The organism is Streptomyces sp. V1I1, assembly GCF_030817355.1.
In the GTDB taxonomy this organism is placed as follows: domain Bacteria; phylum Actinomycetota; class Actinomycetes; order Streptomycetales; family Streptomycetaceae; genus Streptomyces.
Window position 1 is genome coordinate 1278449 of the sequence record NZ_JAUSZH010000001.1, and the last position, 16621, is coordinate 1295069.

A 16621-nucleotide genomic window follows, 5' to 3' on the forward strand; every position below is an offset into this window, starting at 1 on the left:
GGGACACATGGATTCCCTGTGGCCACGGATCGGGTTCAGGCGACACCTCACCACCGCCGTCGTACCCGGCGAGGGGACCTATCTGGTCTCCGAACAGGGTGTCACCGCGATCGAGGGCGAGGCCGTAGCGGCCCTCGCTCCTCTGCTGGACGGCAGCAGGGACCTGCCCGCTCTTGTGCGGGACACCCAGGGACTGCTGTCGCCGACCGAACTCGGCAGTCTCCTCGGGAAGCTGACGCAGGCGAACCTGGTCACCGGGTGCGCCGCGCCGCCTCAGGCCGACTCGACGGACACGGACGCCTCGGCGTTCTGGGAAGCCGCCGGTCTTGAAGCGACGCATGCGGGAAGAGCCCTGACCGAGGGCCGGGTCCGGTTGCTGGACCTGGGCGCCATCGGCGGGCCCGCCGCCCGGGACGCCTTCTTCACCGCCGGGGTCGCGTTGAGCGGCCCCGGCGGCTGTGATCTGACGGTCGTCCTGTGCGACGACTATCTCCTGCCTGAGCTGCGGGACATCGACGAGGAACAGCGCAGGAGCGGAAGTCCGTGGCTGCTGGCCAAACCACACGGCGTCGAACCGTGGATCGGGCCGGTGTTCCAGCCGGGCGAGGGGGCCTGCTGGAACTGTATGGCACACCGGCTGAACCACCACCGTCAGCCGGAGCAGCATGTGGGGGATGCGCTCGGCCTGGCTTCGCCGCCGGCGCCGCCGCGTGCGACCATCGCCGCGAGCCGCTCACTGGCGCTCCAGGCGATCGCCGTGGAGGCGGCCAAGTGGATTGCCGGCTACCGCGACAAGAGCCAGTTGGCCATACGAGTTCTGGACACTCTTCAGCTCGGTATCCGGGCGCACCCGGTCGGACAGCGGCCGCAATGTCCTGTATGCGGGGACCCTCAGCTGGTCGGGGACCGGGTGCAGCAGCCCATCGCCCTCACTTCGCGACCCAAGAAGACCCTCACCGGAAACGGTCACCGGGCCCTTACGGCCGAGCAGGTTCTTGAACGCTACGAGCACCTGGTCGGCCGGGTCACCGGAGTCGTCAGCTCGCTGCAGCGCGCGCCCGGCGGCCCCGACTTCCTCAACTCGTACCACTCGGGCCCCAATCCGGCACTGACCCGGCGCAGCCTCGCGGCGTTCCGTTCCGGGCTGCGCAGTCAGAGCGGCGGCAAGGGGGTCACCGCGCTGGATGCCAAGGTCGGCGCGCTCTGCGAGGCGGTGGAGCGGTACTCCGCGACCCTGCACGGCGATGAACCCCGGATCCGCGGCACACTCACGGAACTGGGCGACGACGCGGTCCACCCCAATGAATGCCAGCTGTACCACGAGCGGCAGTTCGCGGGCCGTCTGCAGTGGAACGCCGTACAGCCGCCGTTCCAGTACATCTGCGACCAGTTCGACGAGAACGCTCCCATCGACTGGACACCGGTCTGGTCGGTCACCCACGGCAGGCAGCGGCTGCTGCCGACCGGGATGCTCTACTTCGCCCCGGCGCCCTCGAAGGGCCCGTGCTTCACCGTGGCCGATTCCAATGGCAACGCGGCGGGCAGCAGCCTCGAGGGACGCCATCCTGCAAGGCTTCTTCGAGCTCGTCGAGCGGGATGCGGTCGCCCTGTGGTGGTACAACCGCACCCCTCAGCCGGCGGTCGACCTGGACTCCTTCCCGGACCCCTGGATCGATGAGATGCACGCCCAGTACGCCTCGCTCAAGCGGGAGTTCTGGGTTCTCGATCTCACCTCCGACCTGGGTATTCCGGCGATGGCCGCGCTCTCGCGCCGTACCGACAAGCCGGCCGAGGACATCATGTTCGGTTTCGGCTGCCACTTCGATCCCGGCATCGCGCTGCGGCGTGCTCTCACCGAGCTCAACCAGCTGCTGCCCGCAGTGCTTCAGACCCCTTCCGACGACCCCGCACTTCTCGACTGGTGCACTCGCCGTACCCTCGCCAACCAGCCCTATCTGGGCCCCGACCGGAGCATCCCCGCGAAGCGCCGCGCCGACTACGGCTACACGCTGCGTGCGGACCTCCTCGACGACATCCGGGCCGCGGAGCAGCTGCTGCGCGTACACGGCCTGGAACTGCTGGTCCTCGACCAGACCCGGCCCGATCTGGGACTCCCGGCGGTGAAGGTGCTGGTACCCGGATTGCGCCACTTCTGGGCGCGGTTCGGCCACGGCCGGCTCTACGACGTACCCGTGCGTCTTGGCCGGAGGACCACCCCGATCCCCTACGAGCAACTCAACCCCATCCCGCTGTTTGTCTAGTAATGACAGTCACGTCCCCGCGGCGCTCGCCTAGGATCGAGGCACGCGTAGCAGTGCAAGCAGTGCAAACGGGGGTCACATGCTTGACGTGAATCGCACCCAGGAGAGACAGCACTTGCACAGTCCAGACCACCGCGATCCGGCCATGCCTCAGCGCGGTGGAAACAACGCGGGTCTGGCTCCCAAGATCGCCCTGGGCATCCTGCTCGTCGCCCTGGGCAGCGTCCTGGCCGCCGCGGCCCTGCATCTGCTCACGGTGCAGCAGAGCCTGTCCGAACTCATCGCGGGCGCGGCGGCCCTGATCGGAATGTTCGCCTGCCAGGTGGTGCTGTCGGCGCCCAGACGGGTGCGGCTGGGGCGCAGACAGCAGTACTGGATCCTGGCCGTCCAGGTGGCACTGAGCTACCCCCCGATCCTGCTGATGGGCACCGCATGGGTGGGCATCACCGGCTTCCTCGCGGGATCGCTGCTGCTGGTCCTGCGGCCACCCTGGTCATGGGTGACCGCGGGACTCACCGTCGTCAGCACCATGAGCCTGACGACTGGCTGGTCCGGCAAGACCTACCTCGACGTCGCCTATATCGGCATCTCCACCGTCATGATCGCGAGTCTCGTCTACGGACTGACCGCGCTCTCCGAGATGGTGCTCAAACTGCGCAGCGCACAAGAGGAGATCGCCCGGCTCGCCGTGGAGCAGGAGCGGCTGCGGTTCGCCCGCGATCTGCACGATCTGCTGGGGTACAGCCTCTCGGCGATCACGCTTCGCAGCGAGCTCACTCTGCGCCTGGTCGACCAGCATCCGGCCCGGGCGCGGGAAGAGCTCTCGACGGTGCTGGAGATCTCCCGGCAGGCGCTCGCCGACACCCGGCAGGTCGCCCGCAGCTACCGGGACATGTCGTTCCCCGCCGAACTCGCCTCGGCGCGCTCGGTGTTCTGCGCGGCCGGCATCGACATCGAGGTCGACTGCACGCTGGTGGACCTGCCCGATCAGGTGGGCACGGTCCTGGCGACCGTGCTTCGGGAAGGGATCACCAACATCCTGCGGCACAGCACCGTGCGGCGCTGCCGTATCGAGGCTCGCCGCACGGGCGACGGGTCGGTCCAGCTGCATGTGCGCAACGACGGGGTGGCCGCCCACCTTGACGAGCTGTCGTCGTACAACGGAAGCGGCATCGGCAATCTCTCAGCCCGCGTCTCCGCGATCGGCGGCGGACTGACCGCCGGCGTACGGGAGGACGGCTGCTTCCATCTGGTGGCGAAGGTGCCGCTGGACTTCGGGGTGAGCCGTCGGGTGCCCCGGCCGCGGCTGCTGGTGGACCAGCGGACCACGAAGTCCGACGACGGTACGCGCAGCGCCGTCTGAACGTTTCTGCGCGGGCATTCTCCGCGCCGGAATCCTTGAGCCGGGACCGGATCCCAGAGCCGGGACCGGAGCCGGGACGCGGCGGTCAGAGCCAGCCCTGATCCCTCGCGATGCGGATCGCGTCGACGCGGTTGCGCGCGCCCAGTTTGGTGACGACCGTCGTCAGATAGTTCCGTACGGTCCCGACGGTCAGATAGAGCCGTCCCGCGATGTCGGGTGCCTCCGCCCCGTCCGCGGCCATCCGCAGCACCTCGGTCTCCCTGGCGGTGAGCGGATTGTCCCTGGCTGCCCACGCATCAAGAGCCAGCTGCGGGTCGATCACCCGCTCCCCCACCGCCACCCGTCTTATGGCGTCGGCGAGTTGGCTCGGCGGTGCGTCCTTGAGGATGAACCCGGACACCTGGGCCTCCAGCGCCCGGCGCAGATTGCCCGGGCGGCCGAGGCCGGTCAGGATCAGGGTGCGGCAGGACGGATGCTTGGCGTGCACCTCGGCGGCGGCGGAAAGGCCGTCCATGCCCGGCAGATCGATGTCGAGCACCGCCACATGCGGGTCGTGCATGATCACGGCGGGCACGATGTCCCGCCCCGTACCGACTTCCGCCACGATCTGGATGTCGACCTCGAGGTTGAGCAGAGCAACCAGCGCTCCCCGAACCATGTGCATATCCTCGGCAAGGACCACTCTGATCATGTGCGATGGTTCACGCAGCACTCGGCCTCCCCCAGCCTGCCGTCAGCGAAGGCTGAGGATACCTCTCCGAGTCACTCTGAACACCGGCTCGAGCACATCCCGAGTACCAGGTCGGACGGTGTGGTCATGCCTCAGGACTCCGCCGTGCGCAGCTATCCGCCCCCTCGCCGCTCGGCGACCGACATCCCCGAGGAGTATGCGCGGCTGCGCAGCGACACTCCGGCGGCAGACGTCGTGATGCCCAGTGGTGACGGAGCGTATCTGTTCAGCCGGTACGAGGATGTACGTACGGTGCTCTCCGACGCCCGGTGCAGCAGAGCGGCGACGGCGCTTCCCGAGTCGCCCAGGCTCACGGCCGTCCCGTTCGACGCGGGCGGGCTGTTCACCATGGACCCGCCCGAGCACACCCGGCTGCGCTCCCTGGTGTCGAGTGCCTTTACGGCGCGCCGGGTTGACCTGATGCGGCCGCGCATCCAGGAGCTGGCGGACGGGCTGCTGGAGCGGATGGCTGAGCGGGGCGGCGGTCCGGTCGACTTCAACGAGGCGTTCGCCTTTCCCTATCCCGTCGCCGTGATCTGCGAGCTGCTGGGGGTGCCCTTCGCCGACCGGGAGCTGTTCAGGGGCTGGTCGGACGCCGTCCTGTCACTCACCGCGCACACCCCCGAGCAGATGCTGGAGCGCAAGCTGGCGCTCGTCGGCTATCTGCAGCAGCTTGTTGAGGAGAAGCGGCAGCAGCCGGGCGACGATCTGCTCAGCGCGCTCGTGGGGATCCGGGACGAGGAAGGGCCGCTGACCGAGCACGAGTTGATCACGATGGCGATGACGCTGCTGATCGCCGGGCACGAGACGACGGTCGGGGTGCTGGGCAACTCGGTGTTCACGCTGCTGCGGCACGACGGCGGCATGGGTCTGGTGCCCGCGGAGCCGGAGGCGCTGGCCACGCTCGTGGAGGAGTTGCTGCGGATCAACCCGATCGGGGACGGCGGTCCGCTCCGGGTCACCACCGCCGAGATCGAGGTGGCGGGCACGACGGTGCCGGCCGGCAGCGCGGTCATCGGGGCGATCTGCTCCGCCAACCGGGACGAGAGCCGGTTCCCCGACGCGGACCGCTTCGAGCCCTGCCGCCGGGGCGCCCCGCATCTGGCCTTCGGGCACGGCCCGCACTACTGTCTGGGCGCGCCGCTTGCCCGGGCCGAGTTGCAGATCGCGCTGTCCGCGCTGGCCCGCCGGTTCCCGGACCTGCGTCTCGCCGTGCCGGTGGACGAGGTCCGGATGCATACCGGGCTGATCGTCAACCGGCTGGAGTCGCTGCCGGTGAACTGGGGCTGATGCGACGGGAGTTCAGTACCGCAGTCCGTCCGGCCTGCGCGGCCCGTATCCAAACGCCCGGTCGACGGCGATGTGCCCGAGCCAGCCGAGGCCTGCGACGGCCGTGCGCCGACTGCGGGTGACGGCCGCGAGGGTGAGCAGGGCGGCGGGTACGGCGGGCGAGTGCAGGATGTTGTAGGGGCGTACGGCGTAGCCGGGCAGGCGCTCGAAGTCCGGGGCGGCCTCGATGCCGTACAGCAGGGCGATGTCGGGGAGCACCGCGGTCGTCCACAGCACACGGCTGCGGGCCCCGCCGACCCGCGCGCCGGTGACCAGAGCGGCCGCCCCTACCGCGCCGCTCAGGGCCCGCCCGACGGGGTCGTGGTAGGTCCAGCCGGAGCGTCCCCCCACCCCGCGCCTCAATCGTCGGCGGGGCTCCAAAAGAGCCCGTCCGGCGATTGAGGACACCGCCCGAAGGGCGGTACGGGGTCCGGGGCTTGCCCCGGTTACGGGAAGGGGCGGGGTGGGGGCCGTGTCCGATGTGCGGCTCCGCCGCGTGGGCCCGCCGCAAGCGCCGTTCATACAGTCAGCCGTCCTCTCCTGCTTAGCATCCGTTGCGTTCCGCCGACCGCGCCCAGGAGCGCACGGCGCACCGGATGGGCCCCGACCGCACGCAGTGCGGCACGCAGCAACGCGACCCGTACCCGGGCAACCTCCGCGGGCGCGCCGTGTTCGTCGTCGAGGAGCAGTACGTCCCGCCGGGCCATGCGGTCGCGCAGCAGCTCGGCCGTCTCGGTGAGCGGCACGATGTCGTCGCGCAGGGCGGCCACGTACGTCACCGGGATTTCGAGCCGCCCCAACTCGTCCTCGGTCAGCGCCCATTCGCGTACGGCGTCGAAGACACCGCCCGGCGCGCAGCCGATGAGGTGCGCGAGCGTGAGCACCGTGGTGTCCGGGACGCGGCGCTGCCAGTCCCGGTCCAGGAAGAAGTGGCGCAGCGGCGCGCCCACCGTGGCCACCCCGCGCACGCGCCCGTCGACCAGGGCGGCGCGCAGTGCCAGATGGCCACCGAAGCTGAGCGCGATCGCGCAGGTACGCCGTACGTCGGCCCGGTCGGCGACCGTGTCGAGCAGGGCAGTGAGCATGCGGTGGCTGTCCGCGCGGTACGGCAGGGTGTTCTCACCGACGCCGGGCATCTCTGTGACCGCAAGGGCCACGCCGAGGGCGTCGGCCCGCGCCAGGATCGGGGCCCACTGTTCCTTGACGCTGACGATGCCGCCCATGACGACGATCAGCGGACGCGGCTGAGCCGCCGAGAGTCCGGCCGTCCAGCAGGCGAACCTGCCCTCGGGCAGGGCGATGTCGATGCGGTCGAGGCCGGCGCGCGCCCGGCGCCACTGGTCGAAGGACTGGACGCACAGCAGCTGCGCGCGGCGGCGGACGACATCGTCAGCCGCCGCGTACGGGAAGCGGGCGAGGCCGTAGTGGCGGCAGGCCTCCAGCTGTCGGCCGCGTCCTGCGAGCAGGTCGCCGGCGCGGCTCCAGACGGCGGCCCAGGATTCGTGGCCGCCCCCGTGCGCGGTGGCCACCTCGTTCAGCATCTCGCGGCAGCGGGCGGGGGCGAGTCCCTGTGCGCGGGCGTGCAGCAGCACATAGCGGCGCAGCTCCGGGAGTTCGGGTCCGGACGGTGTGCCGTTCATGTCCGCTGCTCCGTCCGGTGCTCCGTCCTGGCGGGCCGTGCACCGGGGTCGGCCTGCCGGCCGGGGAAGTAGGCGGGGGCGAGCACCCTGCGCTGGAGTGCGGGGCTGGCGTTCAGTGCACGGTAGACGGTGCGCCGCAGGGCCACAGCCGGCGGTGCGGAGAGGCTGAACATCCGCTCCTGGCGCAGTTGCAGCCCCCGGGAGCGGCGCACCGCGCCCTCCCTGTCCCGCTGGAATGCGAGCACGGCGCCGCCGAGCGCCGCCCGGCGTCCGCTGCGGGGCGCATCGAGCGCGTCGGCGAGCAGCGGGGCGAGGGCGACCGCGTCGGCCAGGGCGTGGTTGACGCCCTGGCCGAGGATGGGCGAGAGGGTGTGCGCGGCGTCGCCGAGCAGGACGACTCCGGGGGCCGACCAGCGTCGTACATCGGTGGTGAAGATGTCGAGCAGATGGGTGTCGGACCAGTCGCTGATGCCCTCGGCCGCTTCCCGCTCCAGCTCGGGGGCGAGCTCCGCGAGCCGCGCGTGCAGTTGTCCGATGCCGCCCGAACGCAGCTCGCGCAGACCGCCCTTGGGGATGTTGAGGCCGACCCGCAGGGTGCCGTCGGTGCTGGGCAGGAAGAGCCCGTGGCGGCCCGCGCTGATCCGCACCCGGTAGGTCCGCCGGTCCCAGGGGGCCGGGAACGGCAGCTTCAGCCAGATCACGTCCCGCTCCAGCGGGGTGCGCACGGCGCCGAGGCCGGACATCCGGCGAACGGCGCTGTATCTGCCGTCCGCGCCGACCGTCACATCGGCCCGTATCTCCACCACCCCGTCAGGGGTCTTGGCGCGCACTCCGCGTACCGCGCCGCCGTCCCGCAGCAGCCCGACAGCGGAGGCGGGTTCGAGTACGGTGCAGCCGCCTTGCTCTTCGGCGGCGTCGGCCAGCGCGGACAGCAGCACCGGCTGGGCCAGCTCGACCGGGTGGCGGTAGGCGTACGGGAAGGTATCGAAGCGTACGTCGAGTACCCGGGAGCCGCCGTCGGCGATCTCAAGACGGCGCACCTGGTGGGTGTGCCGGCGTACCCGGTCGAGTACGTCGAGTCCGGCGAGCAGCCGCACTCCGTCGGGCGACACGGACTCGCCGCGAAAGGCGCGCGCTCCGCCCGTACGCTGCTCCAGCAGGACCACCTGCCGGCCGAGGCGCACCAGCGCGAGGGCGAGCGCGCGGCCGCCGGGCCCGCCGCCCACCACACAGACCTCTGTCGTGATCGTCATGTCGGTGCCTCGTCCAGTCCGGTGTTCGCCAGCGCCTCCATGAGGCCGGCGTCGAGCATGGTGGACGCGGCGGTGTCGCTGGTGTCGCCGAAGCCCGCGTCGAACAGGGCCACGCTCACCGTGTACCGGCGGTCCACCAGGCAGGTGTGGAAGGTCCATTCATCGCCGGTGCCGCGCGACCCGTCCGGTCTCAGGACCTGCACCTTGCGCTCCTGCGGCCCGAAGCCGAACTCCGTGAAGCGGAACCGCATGCCCTGACCGATCGCCTTGCTGTACGCCTCCTTCAGCGTCCACAGACGCACCAGCGCGCCGTTGCGCCGCTCGTCGGCGATCTGCGCGAGGGCCTCGCGCTCGTGCGGCGTACACACCTGGTTCTCGGTGCCGAGTCCGAGCATCGGCCGGTCCCTGAGTTCGGCGTCCACGCCGATCCAGCCGCGGCGGGTCAGTCCGACCAGAAGCAGTGTGTCGGTGTGGCTGAGGCTGATGTCGATCTGGTCGAGGCCGCGCAGATACGGGCGTCCGCCCGGCTTGTAGGCGAGCTCGACGGACTGCGGGGATGCCTCGATGATCGCGCAGGCGACATGTTTGAGCAGCAGCCTGGACGACACGAAGCGGGACCGGATCTGATAATGCGTCATGGCGGCGAAGCGCGTGTAGTCGCGGCCGAGCAGCGGGCGCAGTTCGGGCGCGTCCAGGTCGGCGGGCAGCCAGTCGTCGAGCTGCGCGTGGACGACCACGCTGCCGTACTCCCGTACCGCGTCACGGACCTGCTCCCAGGGGCCCTCGGGGCCGGTCACCCGCACGGGTCGGGCGAATCCCTGCTCCGTCGCGGGGTTCGTCACGGGTCCCGGAAAGATCACCATGCCAGCCCTCCAGCCGCTTCACCACTCCGTCGAGTACGTCCGCCGCGGCAGCTCCGTCGAGCACTCTGTGGTCGAAAGTCAGCCCCAGGCGCATGACCGGCGCTGCCACGATCCGGCCGCCGCGCACCACGGCACGGTCGCTCACCCGCCCCGCGCAGAAGGTGAGTGCCGTGCCGCCGTAGGAGTGGAAGACATCGACAGCGCGGTGCCCGAGCGAGCTCACCGCGAAGGTCCCGAGCCGCTGGGCCCTGGTGCCCGGACTGCGTACTCCGAGCCGGAACGCCAACTGCCCGACGGGCGGCGGCAGCTGGTTGAGCAGCCGCACCGCCGCGGCGCCTGGCAGGTCGTGCGGGTCGCTCTCGCGGCACAGGTCCACCAAATCCTGGATCTCCGTATGGGTCGCCACGGCGATGCGCGGCAGCACGGCGGTGAGCACCACGCGCTCGCCGCCCTCGGTCCTGCGGTCCAGTGCGAGCTTGGCCGCCACATCCGGCAGTGGCGCGGTACGCGGCCACAGCACGCCCCGCGCCATCGCGCGGGCCTCGGGGTGCCGGGCGACGACCCGCCCGGCGGCGTGCAGCAGATAGCTCACCACCGAGTACCGCCGGCCTGCCGCGCGTCCGGCGGCCCGGTGCTCCTCGACGCGGGTCATGTCGACGTCGGCGCCGAGGTGGACGGGGGCGGCGGCCCGCGCCCAGCTGAGGAAGTAGCGCGTATGGCGCCTGGCCCGGTCCCGGGACACGGTCATGTCGCCACCGCTACGGTCCAGATCTCGCTGATGCTGCGTGCCTGGAGCATTTCGGCGACCGGGACCGGCCTGCCCAGCTCCGTTTCCAGCAGGGATACGAGGCGCAGCAGATGGACCGAGTCCCAGCAGGGCAGCTCGGTCAGCTCGCGTCCCGCGTCGTCCGGTTCCAGGTCGGTGCCCAGGTGTTCGTTGGCGAGTGAGATCAGATCGATGACGGTGTGCATGACTCCACCTCCTGTGCCCGGTCGTGCGCGAGGCGCAGCCGCAGCCGCACATGGGAAGGGACGGGCGGAAGTTGCTCCAGCGCGTGCCGGTAGCGGATCGCGCCACCGGTCCGAGATGCCGTCTCGAAGCCGTGGGCCGGGTAGAAGGCGTGCTGGGCCTCGTTGGCCGCGGCCTGCCGCCACAGCGCGTGCACGGCGGGCAGCGCGGCCTGCCGTGCGGCGTGCAGCAGTCCGGCCAGTACGGCGTCCTCGATGCCGCGGCCCAGCACCCGGCAGCTGACGACCATGTTCTCCAGATGCAGTCCGGCGCCGTCCCTGCGGGCGAAGACCGCGCCGACCACTCCGTCGTCGCCGAAGCGGTCGGCGGCGCGCACCGCGAGCACGAGCGCATCCGGGTCCTGGCCAAGGCGCTTGATCTGTGCGCCGGTCAGCCGCTCTCCGCTGAGATTGAAGCGGTTGGTGCGCAGGCTCAACTGGGCGATCCTGGCGGTCTCGTGGCTTTTCGCGGGGCCGACGTCGACCTCGATGCCGAGGCCGCGCAGGAAGCTCTCGTAGTCCTTCGCGCCGGCCCGCCGGCGGTCGCGCTGTTCGCGTTCCCGGTAGCGGGCGGCCCGGCCGCGGTCCTCGTCGGTGACGAAGGGGACGTCGAACCAGCCGTCGGCCAGCAGGTGTTCGCTGTGGAGGGCCGGTTCGGCGTCCAGCGGCAGGACGGCGGCCCCCGGCACTCCGGCCCGTGCGACCTCCCGCTCGAAGGGGCTGTCGTCGGCGAAGACGACGGCTGACGGCGAGATGCCCAGACCGGCCGCGATCTTGTGGATGCTCTCGGCCTTGGAGCCCCAGTCGGCGACGATGGTGACGAAGTCGTCGGTGCTCAACGGCCAGTCGGGGTGGGCGGCCAGGGCCCGGGCGACCGGTTCCGGGTCGTTCTTGCTGCATACGGCGAGCAGCACGCCCTGCGAGGCGAGCTGCTCGACCGTCCGCCGGAAGTCCGCGAACGCGCCCGCACGCAGCGAGTCGGCGGCGCGCACCCGCTCGGGCCCGTCCTCGGCGAGTATGCCGTCCCACAGGGTGCCGTCGAGGTCGAGGACCAGGCACTTCTTGGCGTCGCCGCGCTGCGCCCTGGCGAGGTGGGCGGCCTCGCGGGCGTACCCGGCCAGCAGCCCGGCGGTGCAGTGCGCATCGGCGTACGCGCCCAGACGCGGATCGTCGGCGCGCACCCCCGATGCGGTCAGCGGCTCCAGGTCGAGTACGGCCACGCCCGCCGCCGGGTCGGACATCCGCAGCAGGTCCGCGTTGAACTCCCGCCAGATGGCGCCCAGTTCTGCACGCTGTGCGAGTCCGGTCAGCTGGTGGGTGAAGCGCCGCAGCAGCGGCACGGTGTTCAGTACGAAGGTCGCCCCCTGGGGGGCGTGTGCGGCGTGGGTGGCGGCGAGTTCGGCCAGCAGCAGCCGCTGCCGTTCGGCTTCGAGGGCCACGCCGTAGGGCTGCCAGGGCGGCCGCACCCGGTCCCAGACGGTCAGCGGGTCCAGGACGCACAGGGTGAGGTCCGGCCGGTGCGCGTACACGGCGGATGCCGGGTCGGCGAGGTCCTGGACATAGCCGCCGCTGCCTGCCGCGTACGGGATCAGGAGCAGTCCGTGCCGGGCGAGCTGGGCGGTGAGCGCGGGCACGAGTCCGGCGGTGGTGGAGCGCCCGGTCACCGCGATGCGCACGGCCGGGGTCTCGGGGTGGGCGGTGAGCACATCGGCAGGGCTCAGCCGGGCAAGCAGCCGTCCCGCGTGGTCGAGTGCGTCGTCGTCGAGCCGGGCGAGCAGCGCGGGAACTCGAGGGTACGCGTGGGCGAGCCGGCCCTCTTCGTGGAGGGCACGCAACTCCTGCTGTGCTTCGCCTCGCGCGCTCATTCCGTCGCCTCCACTGCGAAGCCGGACTTGATCCATTTGCTGGACTCGATCGCGATGCCGAGGGCCCGCCCGCCTGCCCCCAGCCGCGGCAGAAGCCGCTCCAGCTGGAAGAAGACCAGCGCGTTTCCGTTGTTTCCGGTGTCCGCGACACAGGAGACCTCCTCCCACTCGAGGCCCTGCCGCAGACCCCTCGTGATGCGCTCGGTCATCCTGCCGCTGAGCTGTGGCGGAAGGACATGGCCGAGGGTCGCGGCGGGCCAGCCGAGGGTGTCGAGCAGGGTGTCGAGGACCTCCTGGGACATGACGGGGACCATGGTCTCGACGGCCTTGTAGTCCTCCGTCACGGCGGGCAGGTCCGTATGGCGGTCGGCCAGTCCGAACCATTCGACGCGCTGTCCCGGCGCGCGGCCGAGGCCGCTGAGCCAGTGCTCGGCCAGGGTCAATACGGCCCGGGCGGCACCCGGTTCGCGGCTGAGGGCGACAGCTCCCGCGCCGTCGCCGAAAAGGACGTAGTTGACGAGCTGGGAGGGCGGCAACTCCCGGAAGTCCTGGCGCAGATCGAGGTGTTTGCTGCATACGTCGCCGCCGATCACCAGGCCCACCGGCTTTCCGCCGCGCGGCCCGCACGCGAGCAGGGCCGAGGCGAGCGCCAGCGCCTGCACCGCGCCCGAACAGCCGGACTGGAGCTGGTAGACGGGCACTTGGTCGATGCCGAGCCGGTCGGCGACCAGCGCGGCCGTGGTCGGCATCAGGGCGTCCGGGGTCGCGGTGGCCAGCACGACGAAGGCCACATCGTCGGAATCCGCTCCGGCGTCGGCCAGCGCCCGGTCGGCGGCGTCGGTGCACAGGTCCTCCAGGGTCCATCGGACGGTGCCGCCGTCGAGGTCGCGTGCGAAGTGCCGGGTCCTGGTGCCGATGAACGTCTCCACCCACTCCGCGGCGATGCCGAGCCTCCGCGACAGCGCGGCGTTGTCGACCGGCTCGCCGGGCAGGGCGGTGCCGACCCCGGCCAGCTGGACGGGCCCCACGCGGCCCGCGGGCCAGGTCATGGCGCCACCGCCGCGTTGAGCTGCTCGCTCAGATAGCCGATCAGGGACTCGACGGTGACCAGGCTGGAGAGCATCTCCGGCATGGACAGTTCGCCGATCTCCGGGAACCGCACCTCCAGCCGGTACTTGAGCTCCATCAGCATGACGGAGTCGAAGCCGAGGTCGTCGTAGAAGCGCAGACCGTCGTCGAGTTCGTCGTGGCGGCCGCCCCTGACCATGACGACGGCCTCGCGCACCCCCTGGCGCACCCGGTCGGGATCGGGCCCGGTGGCGGGCGCGCCGGACGGCCGGGCGGCGGGGGCGGAGACCGCCGGCTGCTGGTGCCAGGACCGCCACTCGGTGGAGAAGGCATGGGCAGGCATACGCACGGCCCGTTTCCCGGCGTCGGGGTAGAAGGTGTCCCAGGCGGGGTCGAGTCCGTCCTGGTGCAGCCGGGCGAGGAGTTCGCCGACCTCCCGCGGCCCGGAGCCCTCGCCCCGGCAGACGCCGAGGGCGGGGATGTCGCGGGCCGCGCCGATCCGCCGGAGCAGATTGCTGAGCACCGGCCCCGGCCCGATCTCGACGACATGGGTGGGCGGCCGGCCGCACAGCGAGGTGACGGCGTCCTCGAACCGTACGGTCGCAGAGACGTGTTCCGTCCAGTAGGCGGCGTCCAGTTCCTCGCCGGGCGCGAGGAGTCTGCCGCGTACCGTCGAGTGGAAGGGCAGCCGCGGCCGCCCGCCGGGGATGCGTGAGGCGACCCGCTCGAAACGGCCCAGCATGGGTGTCATCAGCGGCGAGTGGAAGGCGTGCGAGACCTTGAGCGGAGTACAGGCCAGGCCGCGCTCCTCGAGCCGGGCGCGGATCCGGCCGAGGGCTGCGAGGTCGCCGGAGAGCACGGTTGCGCCGGGCCCGTTGAGCGCGCCGATGCCGACGGCGGGCTCGTCCGCGACCAGGGCTGCGGCCTCCGCGGGGCGGGCCCTGGTGGCCAGCATGCCGCCGCCTTCGGGCAGTTGCTGCATAAAGGCGCCGCGTACGGCGACGAGCCTGGCCGCGTCCGCCAGGTCCAGCGCCTCGGCGACGACGGCGGCCGCGAACTCGCCGATGCTGTGCCCGATGACCGCGGCGGGCCGCACCCCGAGCTCCATCAGGGTGCGGGCCAGGGCGTACTCCACGGCGAACAGGGCGGGCTGGGTGGTGCCGGTCCGGTGGATGACGGGGTCCCCGGCGAGGATTGCCTCGTGGACGGGGGTGACGGTGTACGGCTGCAGTGCCTTGGACGCCTCTTCCAGGAAGGTCCGGTAGACGCTCGAGCCTTCGTAGAGACCGGCGGTCATCCTCGGGTACTGGGCGCCCTGTCCGGTGAACGCGAAGGCCAGGACCGGCTCTTCGGCGGCCTCGGCGTACTCGGTCTCCAGCTCGGCGCCGGCGAACAGCCGGGACGCGAGTTCCTCGGTGCTGTCGGCCGCGGTGGCGAAGCGGTACGGCAGGGCGGCGCGGGACCGGTTGCTGGTCCAGCACAGCCGGGCGAGCTCGTCGCCGGTGCGGCCGGCGACGTCGACGGCCTGGATGCGCAGATTGCGGCGCAGCGCCCGGGGGGTGTCGGCGGACAACGTGAAGACCCCCGCGCACGGGCCGGACCCGGCGGCCGGCGCGGCGCTCTGCGGTGCGGTTTCGAGCACCACATGGGCATTGGTTCCGCCCATGCCGAAGCTGGAGACGCCCGCGCGGCAGCCGTCGGCGGGCAGTTCGAGCGGCTCGGTGATCAGCTCCATGGAGCGGCGGGCCAGTCCCAGCCGCGGGTTCTCCTCGCCGTACGCGGGGCTGCGCGGCACGACGCCGTGCCGCAGCGCCAGTACAGTCTTGATCAGGCCGGCCATTCCGGCCGCGCCCTCGGTGTGACCGATGGCGCCCTTGACCGCGCCGATGGCCAGGGGCCATTTCCGTACGCCCTGGGTGTCGCGGAACACGTCGCCGAGCGAGAGCACTTCGATCTGGTCGCCGAGCGGGGTGCCGGTGCCATGGGCCTCGACGAAGCGGATGTCCTGGGGGGCGACCCCGGCCCGGCGGCAGGCGGTTGCGATCACCTCGCGCTGGGAGGCGCGGTGCGGGGCCATGATGCCGTTGCTGCGGCCGTCCTGGTTGACGGCGCTGCCGAGGATCACCGCGTGGACGGGGTCGCCGTCGCGCACCGCGTCCTCCAGCAGCCGCAGCGCGACCACGCCGACGCCCTCACCGCGGCCGATGCCGTCCGCTGCGGCGGAGAAGGGTTTGCACCGGCCGTCGGGGGCTGCGAGTCCGGCCTGTGCGTAGATCTCGTCGAGCACCTGGCCGACGACGATGTTGACGCCGCCGGCCAGCGCGATGTCGCACTCCCCGGCACGCAGCGCGGTGCAGGCGAGATGCACGGCGACCAGGGACGAGGAGCACGCGGTGTCCACAGTGAGGCTGGGGCCGCGCAGATCGAGCTGGTAGGAGACGCGGTTGGCGAGCATGGAGCGGCCGCTGCCGGTGCCGGTGCGCGGGGTGACCCCGTCGGGCGCGGCGATGCTGAGCCGCATCCAGTCGTCGGACATGGAGCCCACATAGGTGCCCACCGAGCCGCGTGCGAGCCGGGTCGGGGACATTCCGGCGTCCTCGATGGCCCGCCAGGAGCATTCGAGGAGCAGCCTCTGCTGCGGGTCCATCGCGCTCGCCTCGGCGGTGGGGACGGCGAAGAAGGACCGGTCGAAGGCGTCGGCGTCGGCGAGGAAGCCGCCGGGCACGGCGGACGGGCCGCGCGAGGCGGGGCGTTCACCGATCGCGTTCGCCCCGCTCATCAGCAGCTGCCAGTACGCATCCGGCCCGGGCGCGCCCGGGAATCTGCAGTCCAGACCCACCACCGCGACCGGGTGTCGGGACGGGCCCGATGGACGGCCCATGGTCATACCTCCCGGTGCTCGCCGCCGGCCTTGGTGAACTCTTCGGCGAGGTGGTGGGCCAGATCGTCGGCCGTGGGGTGGTCCCAGGCGACGGTCGGTTCGAGGAACAGCCCGAACTCCTCCTCGATGTCTCCGTAGAGGCTGAGCGCCGCCACCGAGTCCAGGCCGTACTCCGCGAAGGGGGTGTGCGCACCGATCTCGTCGGCGGGGCGCTGGAGATACTCGCTGAGCCGGGTGATCAGCCAGTGCCTGAAGTCGCGTTCGTCGAACTCGGCCACAGGCTTGGCCGACCAGGGGCCCAGGGCGTCTGGCCCGGTGGGATGCGGCACCATCTGATGCTCCTCAGCAACGTGTCTCTGC

Annotated in this window: 15 protein-coding genes; 4 read left to right on the plus strand and 11 right to left on the minus strand. The window is 71.6% G+C overall.

Annotated elements, in window-relative coordinates:
- Positions 1 to 7 precede the first annotated feature (7 nt).
- The 3 genes from QFZ67_RS06300 (at position 8) to QFZ67_RS06310 (ending at position 3624) form a co-directional block, all read left to right on the plus strand.
- Positions 8 to 1678 (plus strand): TOMM precursor leader peptide-binding protein, encoded by a 1671-nt coding sequence (locus QFZ67_RS06300; protein ID WP_307660101.1) that lies wholly within the window; start codon positions 8 to 10, stop codon positions 1676 to 1678.
- On the plus strand, positions 1608 to 2261 hold the full coding sequence (locus QFZ67_RS06305; protein WP_307665742.1) for a YcaO-like family protein: 654 nt from the start codon (positions 1608 to 1610) through the stop codon (positions 2259 to 2261). The genes QFZ67_RS06300 and QFZ67_RS06305 overlap by 71 nt, the downstream gene beginning before the upstream one ends.
- A 115-nt stretch (positions 2262 to 2376) precedes the next feature.
- Complete coding sequence (locus tag QFZ67_RS06310; RefSeq protein ID WP_307660102.1) at positions 2377 to 3624, plus strand: sensor histidine kinase; 1248 nt, start codon at positions 2377 to 2379, stop codon at positions 3622 to 3624.
- Between the two features lie 85 nt (positions 3625 to 3709).
- Here the strand turns inward: QFZ67_RS06310 and QFZ67_RS06315 are convergent, their stop codons facing one another.
- Positions 3710 to 4315: a DNA-binding response regulator gene (locus QFZ67_RS06315; protein WP_307665743.1), complete on the minus strand. Its 606-nt coding sequence runs from the start codon at positions 4313 to 4315 to the stop codon at positions 3710 to 3712.
- A gap of 126 nt (positions 4316 to 4441) precedes the next feature.
- Between QFZ67_RS06315 and QFZ67_RS06320 the strand changes: the two genes are divergently transcribed.
- Entirely contained in the window at positions 4442 to 5644 is a 1203-nt protein-coding gene (locus tag QFZ67_RS06320) for a cytochrome P450 (protein WP_307660103.1), read from the plus strand.
- 12 nt (positions 5645 to 5656) lie between these two features.
- Here the strand turns inward: QFZ67_RS06320 and QFZ67_RS06325 are convergent, their stop codons facing one another.
- From QFZ67_RS06325 to QFZ67_RS06370, 10 genes are all read right to left on the minus strand, one after another.
- Complete coding sequence (locus QFZ67_RS06325) at positions 5657 to 6034, minus strand: DUF4260 family protein (RefSeq protein WP_307660105.1); 378 nt, start codon at positions 6032 to 6034, stop codon at positions 5657 to 5659.
- Between the two features lie 167 nt (positions 6035 to 6201).
- Positions 6202 to 7323 (minus strand): alpha/beta hydrolase, encoded by a 1122-nt coding sequence (locus tag QFZ67_RS06330; RefSeq protein WP_307660106.1) that lies wholly within the window; start codon positions 7321 to 7323, stop codon positions 6202 to 6204.
- Positions 7320 to 8576 carry an FAD-dependent oxidoreductase gene (locus tag QFZ67_RS06335; RefSeq protein ID WP_307660107.1) on the minus strand — a complete coding sequence of 419 codons (1257 nt, stop codon included), beginning with the start codon at positions 8574 to 8576 and terminating at the stop codon, positions 7320 to 7322. Before QFZ67_RS06335 ends, QFZ67_RS06330 begins: the two co-directional genes overlap by 4 nt.
- Positions 8573 to 9439 (minus strand): 4'-phosphopantetheinyl transferase superfamily protein, encoded by an 867-nt coding sequence (locus QFZ67_RS06340; protein ID WP_373429953.1) that lies wholly within the window; start codon positions 9437 to 9439, stop codon positions 8573 to 8575. The genes QFZ67_RS06335 and QFZ67_RS06340 overlap by 4 nt, the downstream gene beginning before the upstream one ends.
- Positions 9336 to 10187 (minus strand): 2-oxo acid dehydrogenase subunit E2, encoded by an 852-nt coding sequence (locus QFZ67_RS06345; protein ID WP_307660109.1) that lies wholly within the window; start codon positions 10185 to 10187, stop codon positions 9336 to 9338. The genes QFZ67_RS06340 and QFZ67_RS06345 overlap by 104 nt, the downstream gene beginning before the upstream one ends.
- Positions 10184 to 10411: a phosphopantetheine-binding protein gene (locus QFZ67_RS06350; RefSeq protein WP_307660110.1), complete on the minus strand. Its 228-nt coding sequence runs from the start codon at positions 10409 to 10411 to the stop codon at positions 10184 to 10186. Before QFZ67_RS06350 ends, QFZ67_RS06345 begins: the two co-directional genes overlap by 4 nt.
- On the minus strand, positions 10390 to 12312 hold the full coding sequence (locus QFZ67_RS06355) for an HAD family hydrolase (RefSeq protein ID WP_307660111.1): 1923 nt from the start codon (positions 12310 to 12312) through the stop codon (positions 10390 to 10392). Before QFZ67_RS06355 ends, QFZ67_RS06350 begins: the two co-directional genes overlap by 22 nt.
- Entirely contained in the window at positions 12309 to 13361 is a 1053-nt protein-coding gene (locus QFZ67_RS06360) for a 3-oxoacyl-ACP synthase III family protein (protein ID WP_307660112.1), read from the minus strand. The genes QFZ67_RS06355 and QFZ67_RS06360 overlap by 4 nt, the downstream gene beginning before the upstream one ends.
- Positions 13358 to 16261 (minus strand): beta-ketoacyl synthase N-terminal-like domain-containing protein, encoded by a 2904-nt coding sequence (locus QFZ67_RS06365; protein ID WP_307660113.1) that lies wholly within the window; start codon positions 16259 to 16261, stop codon positions 13358 to 13360. The genes QFZ67_RS06360 and QFZ67_RS06365 overlap by 4 nt, the downstream gene beginning before the upstream one ends.
- 2 nt (positions 16262 to 16263) lie before the next feature.
- The gene (locus QFZ67_RS06370; protein ID WP_307660114.1) at positions 16264 to 16593 is read right to left on the minus strand and encodes an acyl carrier protein; all 330 of its coding nucleotides are present in this window, start codon (positions 16591 to 16593) and stop codon (positions 16264 to 16266) included.
- Between the last annotated feature and the right edge of the window lie 28 nt (positions 16594 to 16621).

Excerpts from the sequence above, each read along its gene's own strand:
- QFZ67_RS06300 (WP_307660101.1), top strand. The coding sequence starts at position 8 with ATGGATTCCCTGTGGCCACGGATCGGGTTCAGGCGACACCTCACCACC.
- QFZ67_RS06315 (WP_307665743.1), bottom strand. The coding sequence starts at position 4,315 with ATGATCAGAGTGGTCCTTGCCGAGGATATGCACATGGTTCGGGGAGCG.
- QFZ67_RS06320 (WP_307660103.1), top strand. The coding sequence starts at position 4,442 with ATGCCTCAGGACTCCGCCGTGCGCAGCTATCCGCCCCCTCGCCGCTCG.
- QFZ67_RS06330 (WP_307660106.1), bottom strand. The coding sequence starts at position 7,323 with ATGAACGGCACACCGTCCGGACCCGAACTCCCGGAGCTGCGCCGCTAT.
- QFZ67_RS06335 (WP_307660107.1), bottom strand. The coding sequence starts at position 8,576 with ATGACGATCACGACAGAGGTCTGTGTGGTGGGCGGCGGGCCCGGCGGC.
- QFZ67_RS06340 (WP_373429953.1), bottom strand. The coding sequence starts at position 9,439 with ATGGTGATCTTTCCGGGACCCGTGACGAACCCCGCGACGGAGCAGGGA.
- QFZ67_RS06345 (WP_307660109.1), bottom strand. The coding sequence starts at position 10,187 with ATGACCGTGTCCCGGGACCGGGCCAGGCGCCATACGCGCTACTTCCTC.
- QFZ67_RS06350 (WP_307660110.1), bottom strand. The coding sequence starts at position 10,411 with ATGCACACCGTCATCGATCTGATCTCACTCGCCAACGAACACCTGGGC.
- QFZ67_RS06355 (WP_307660111.1), bottom strand. The coding sequence starts at position 12,312 with ATGAGCGCGCGAGGCGAAGCACAGCAGGAGTTGCGTGCCCTCCACGAA.
- QFZ67_RS06360 (WP_307660112.1), bottom strand. The coding sequence starts at position 13,361 with ATGACCTGGCCCGCGGGCCGCGTGGGGCCCGTCCAGCTGGCCGGGGTC.
- QFZ67_RS06365 (WP_307660113.1), bottom strand. The coding sequence starts at position 16,261 with ATGGGCCGTCCATCGGGCCCGTCCCGACACCCGGTCGCGGTGGTGGGT.
- QFZ67_RS06370 (WP_307660114.1), bottom strand. The coding sequence starts at position 16,593 with ATGGTGCCGCATCCCACCGGGCCAGACGCCCTGGGCCCCTGGTCGGCC.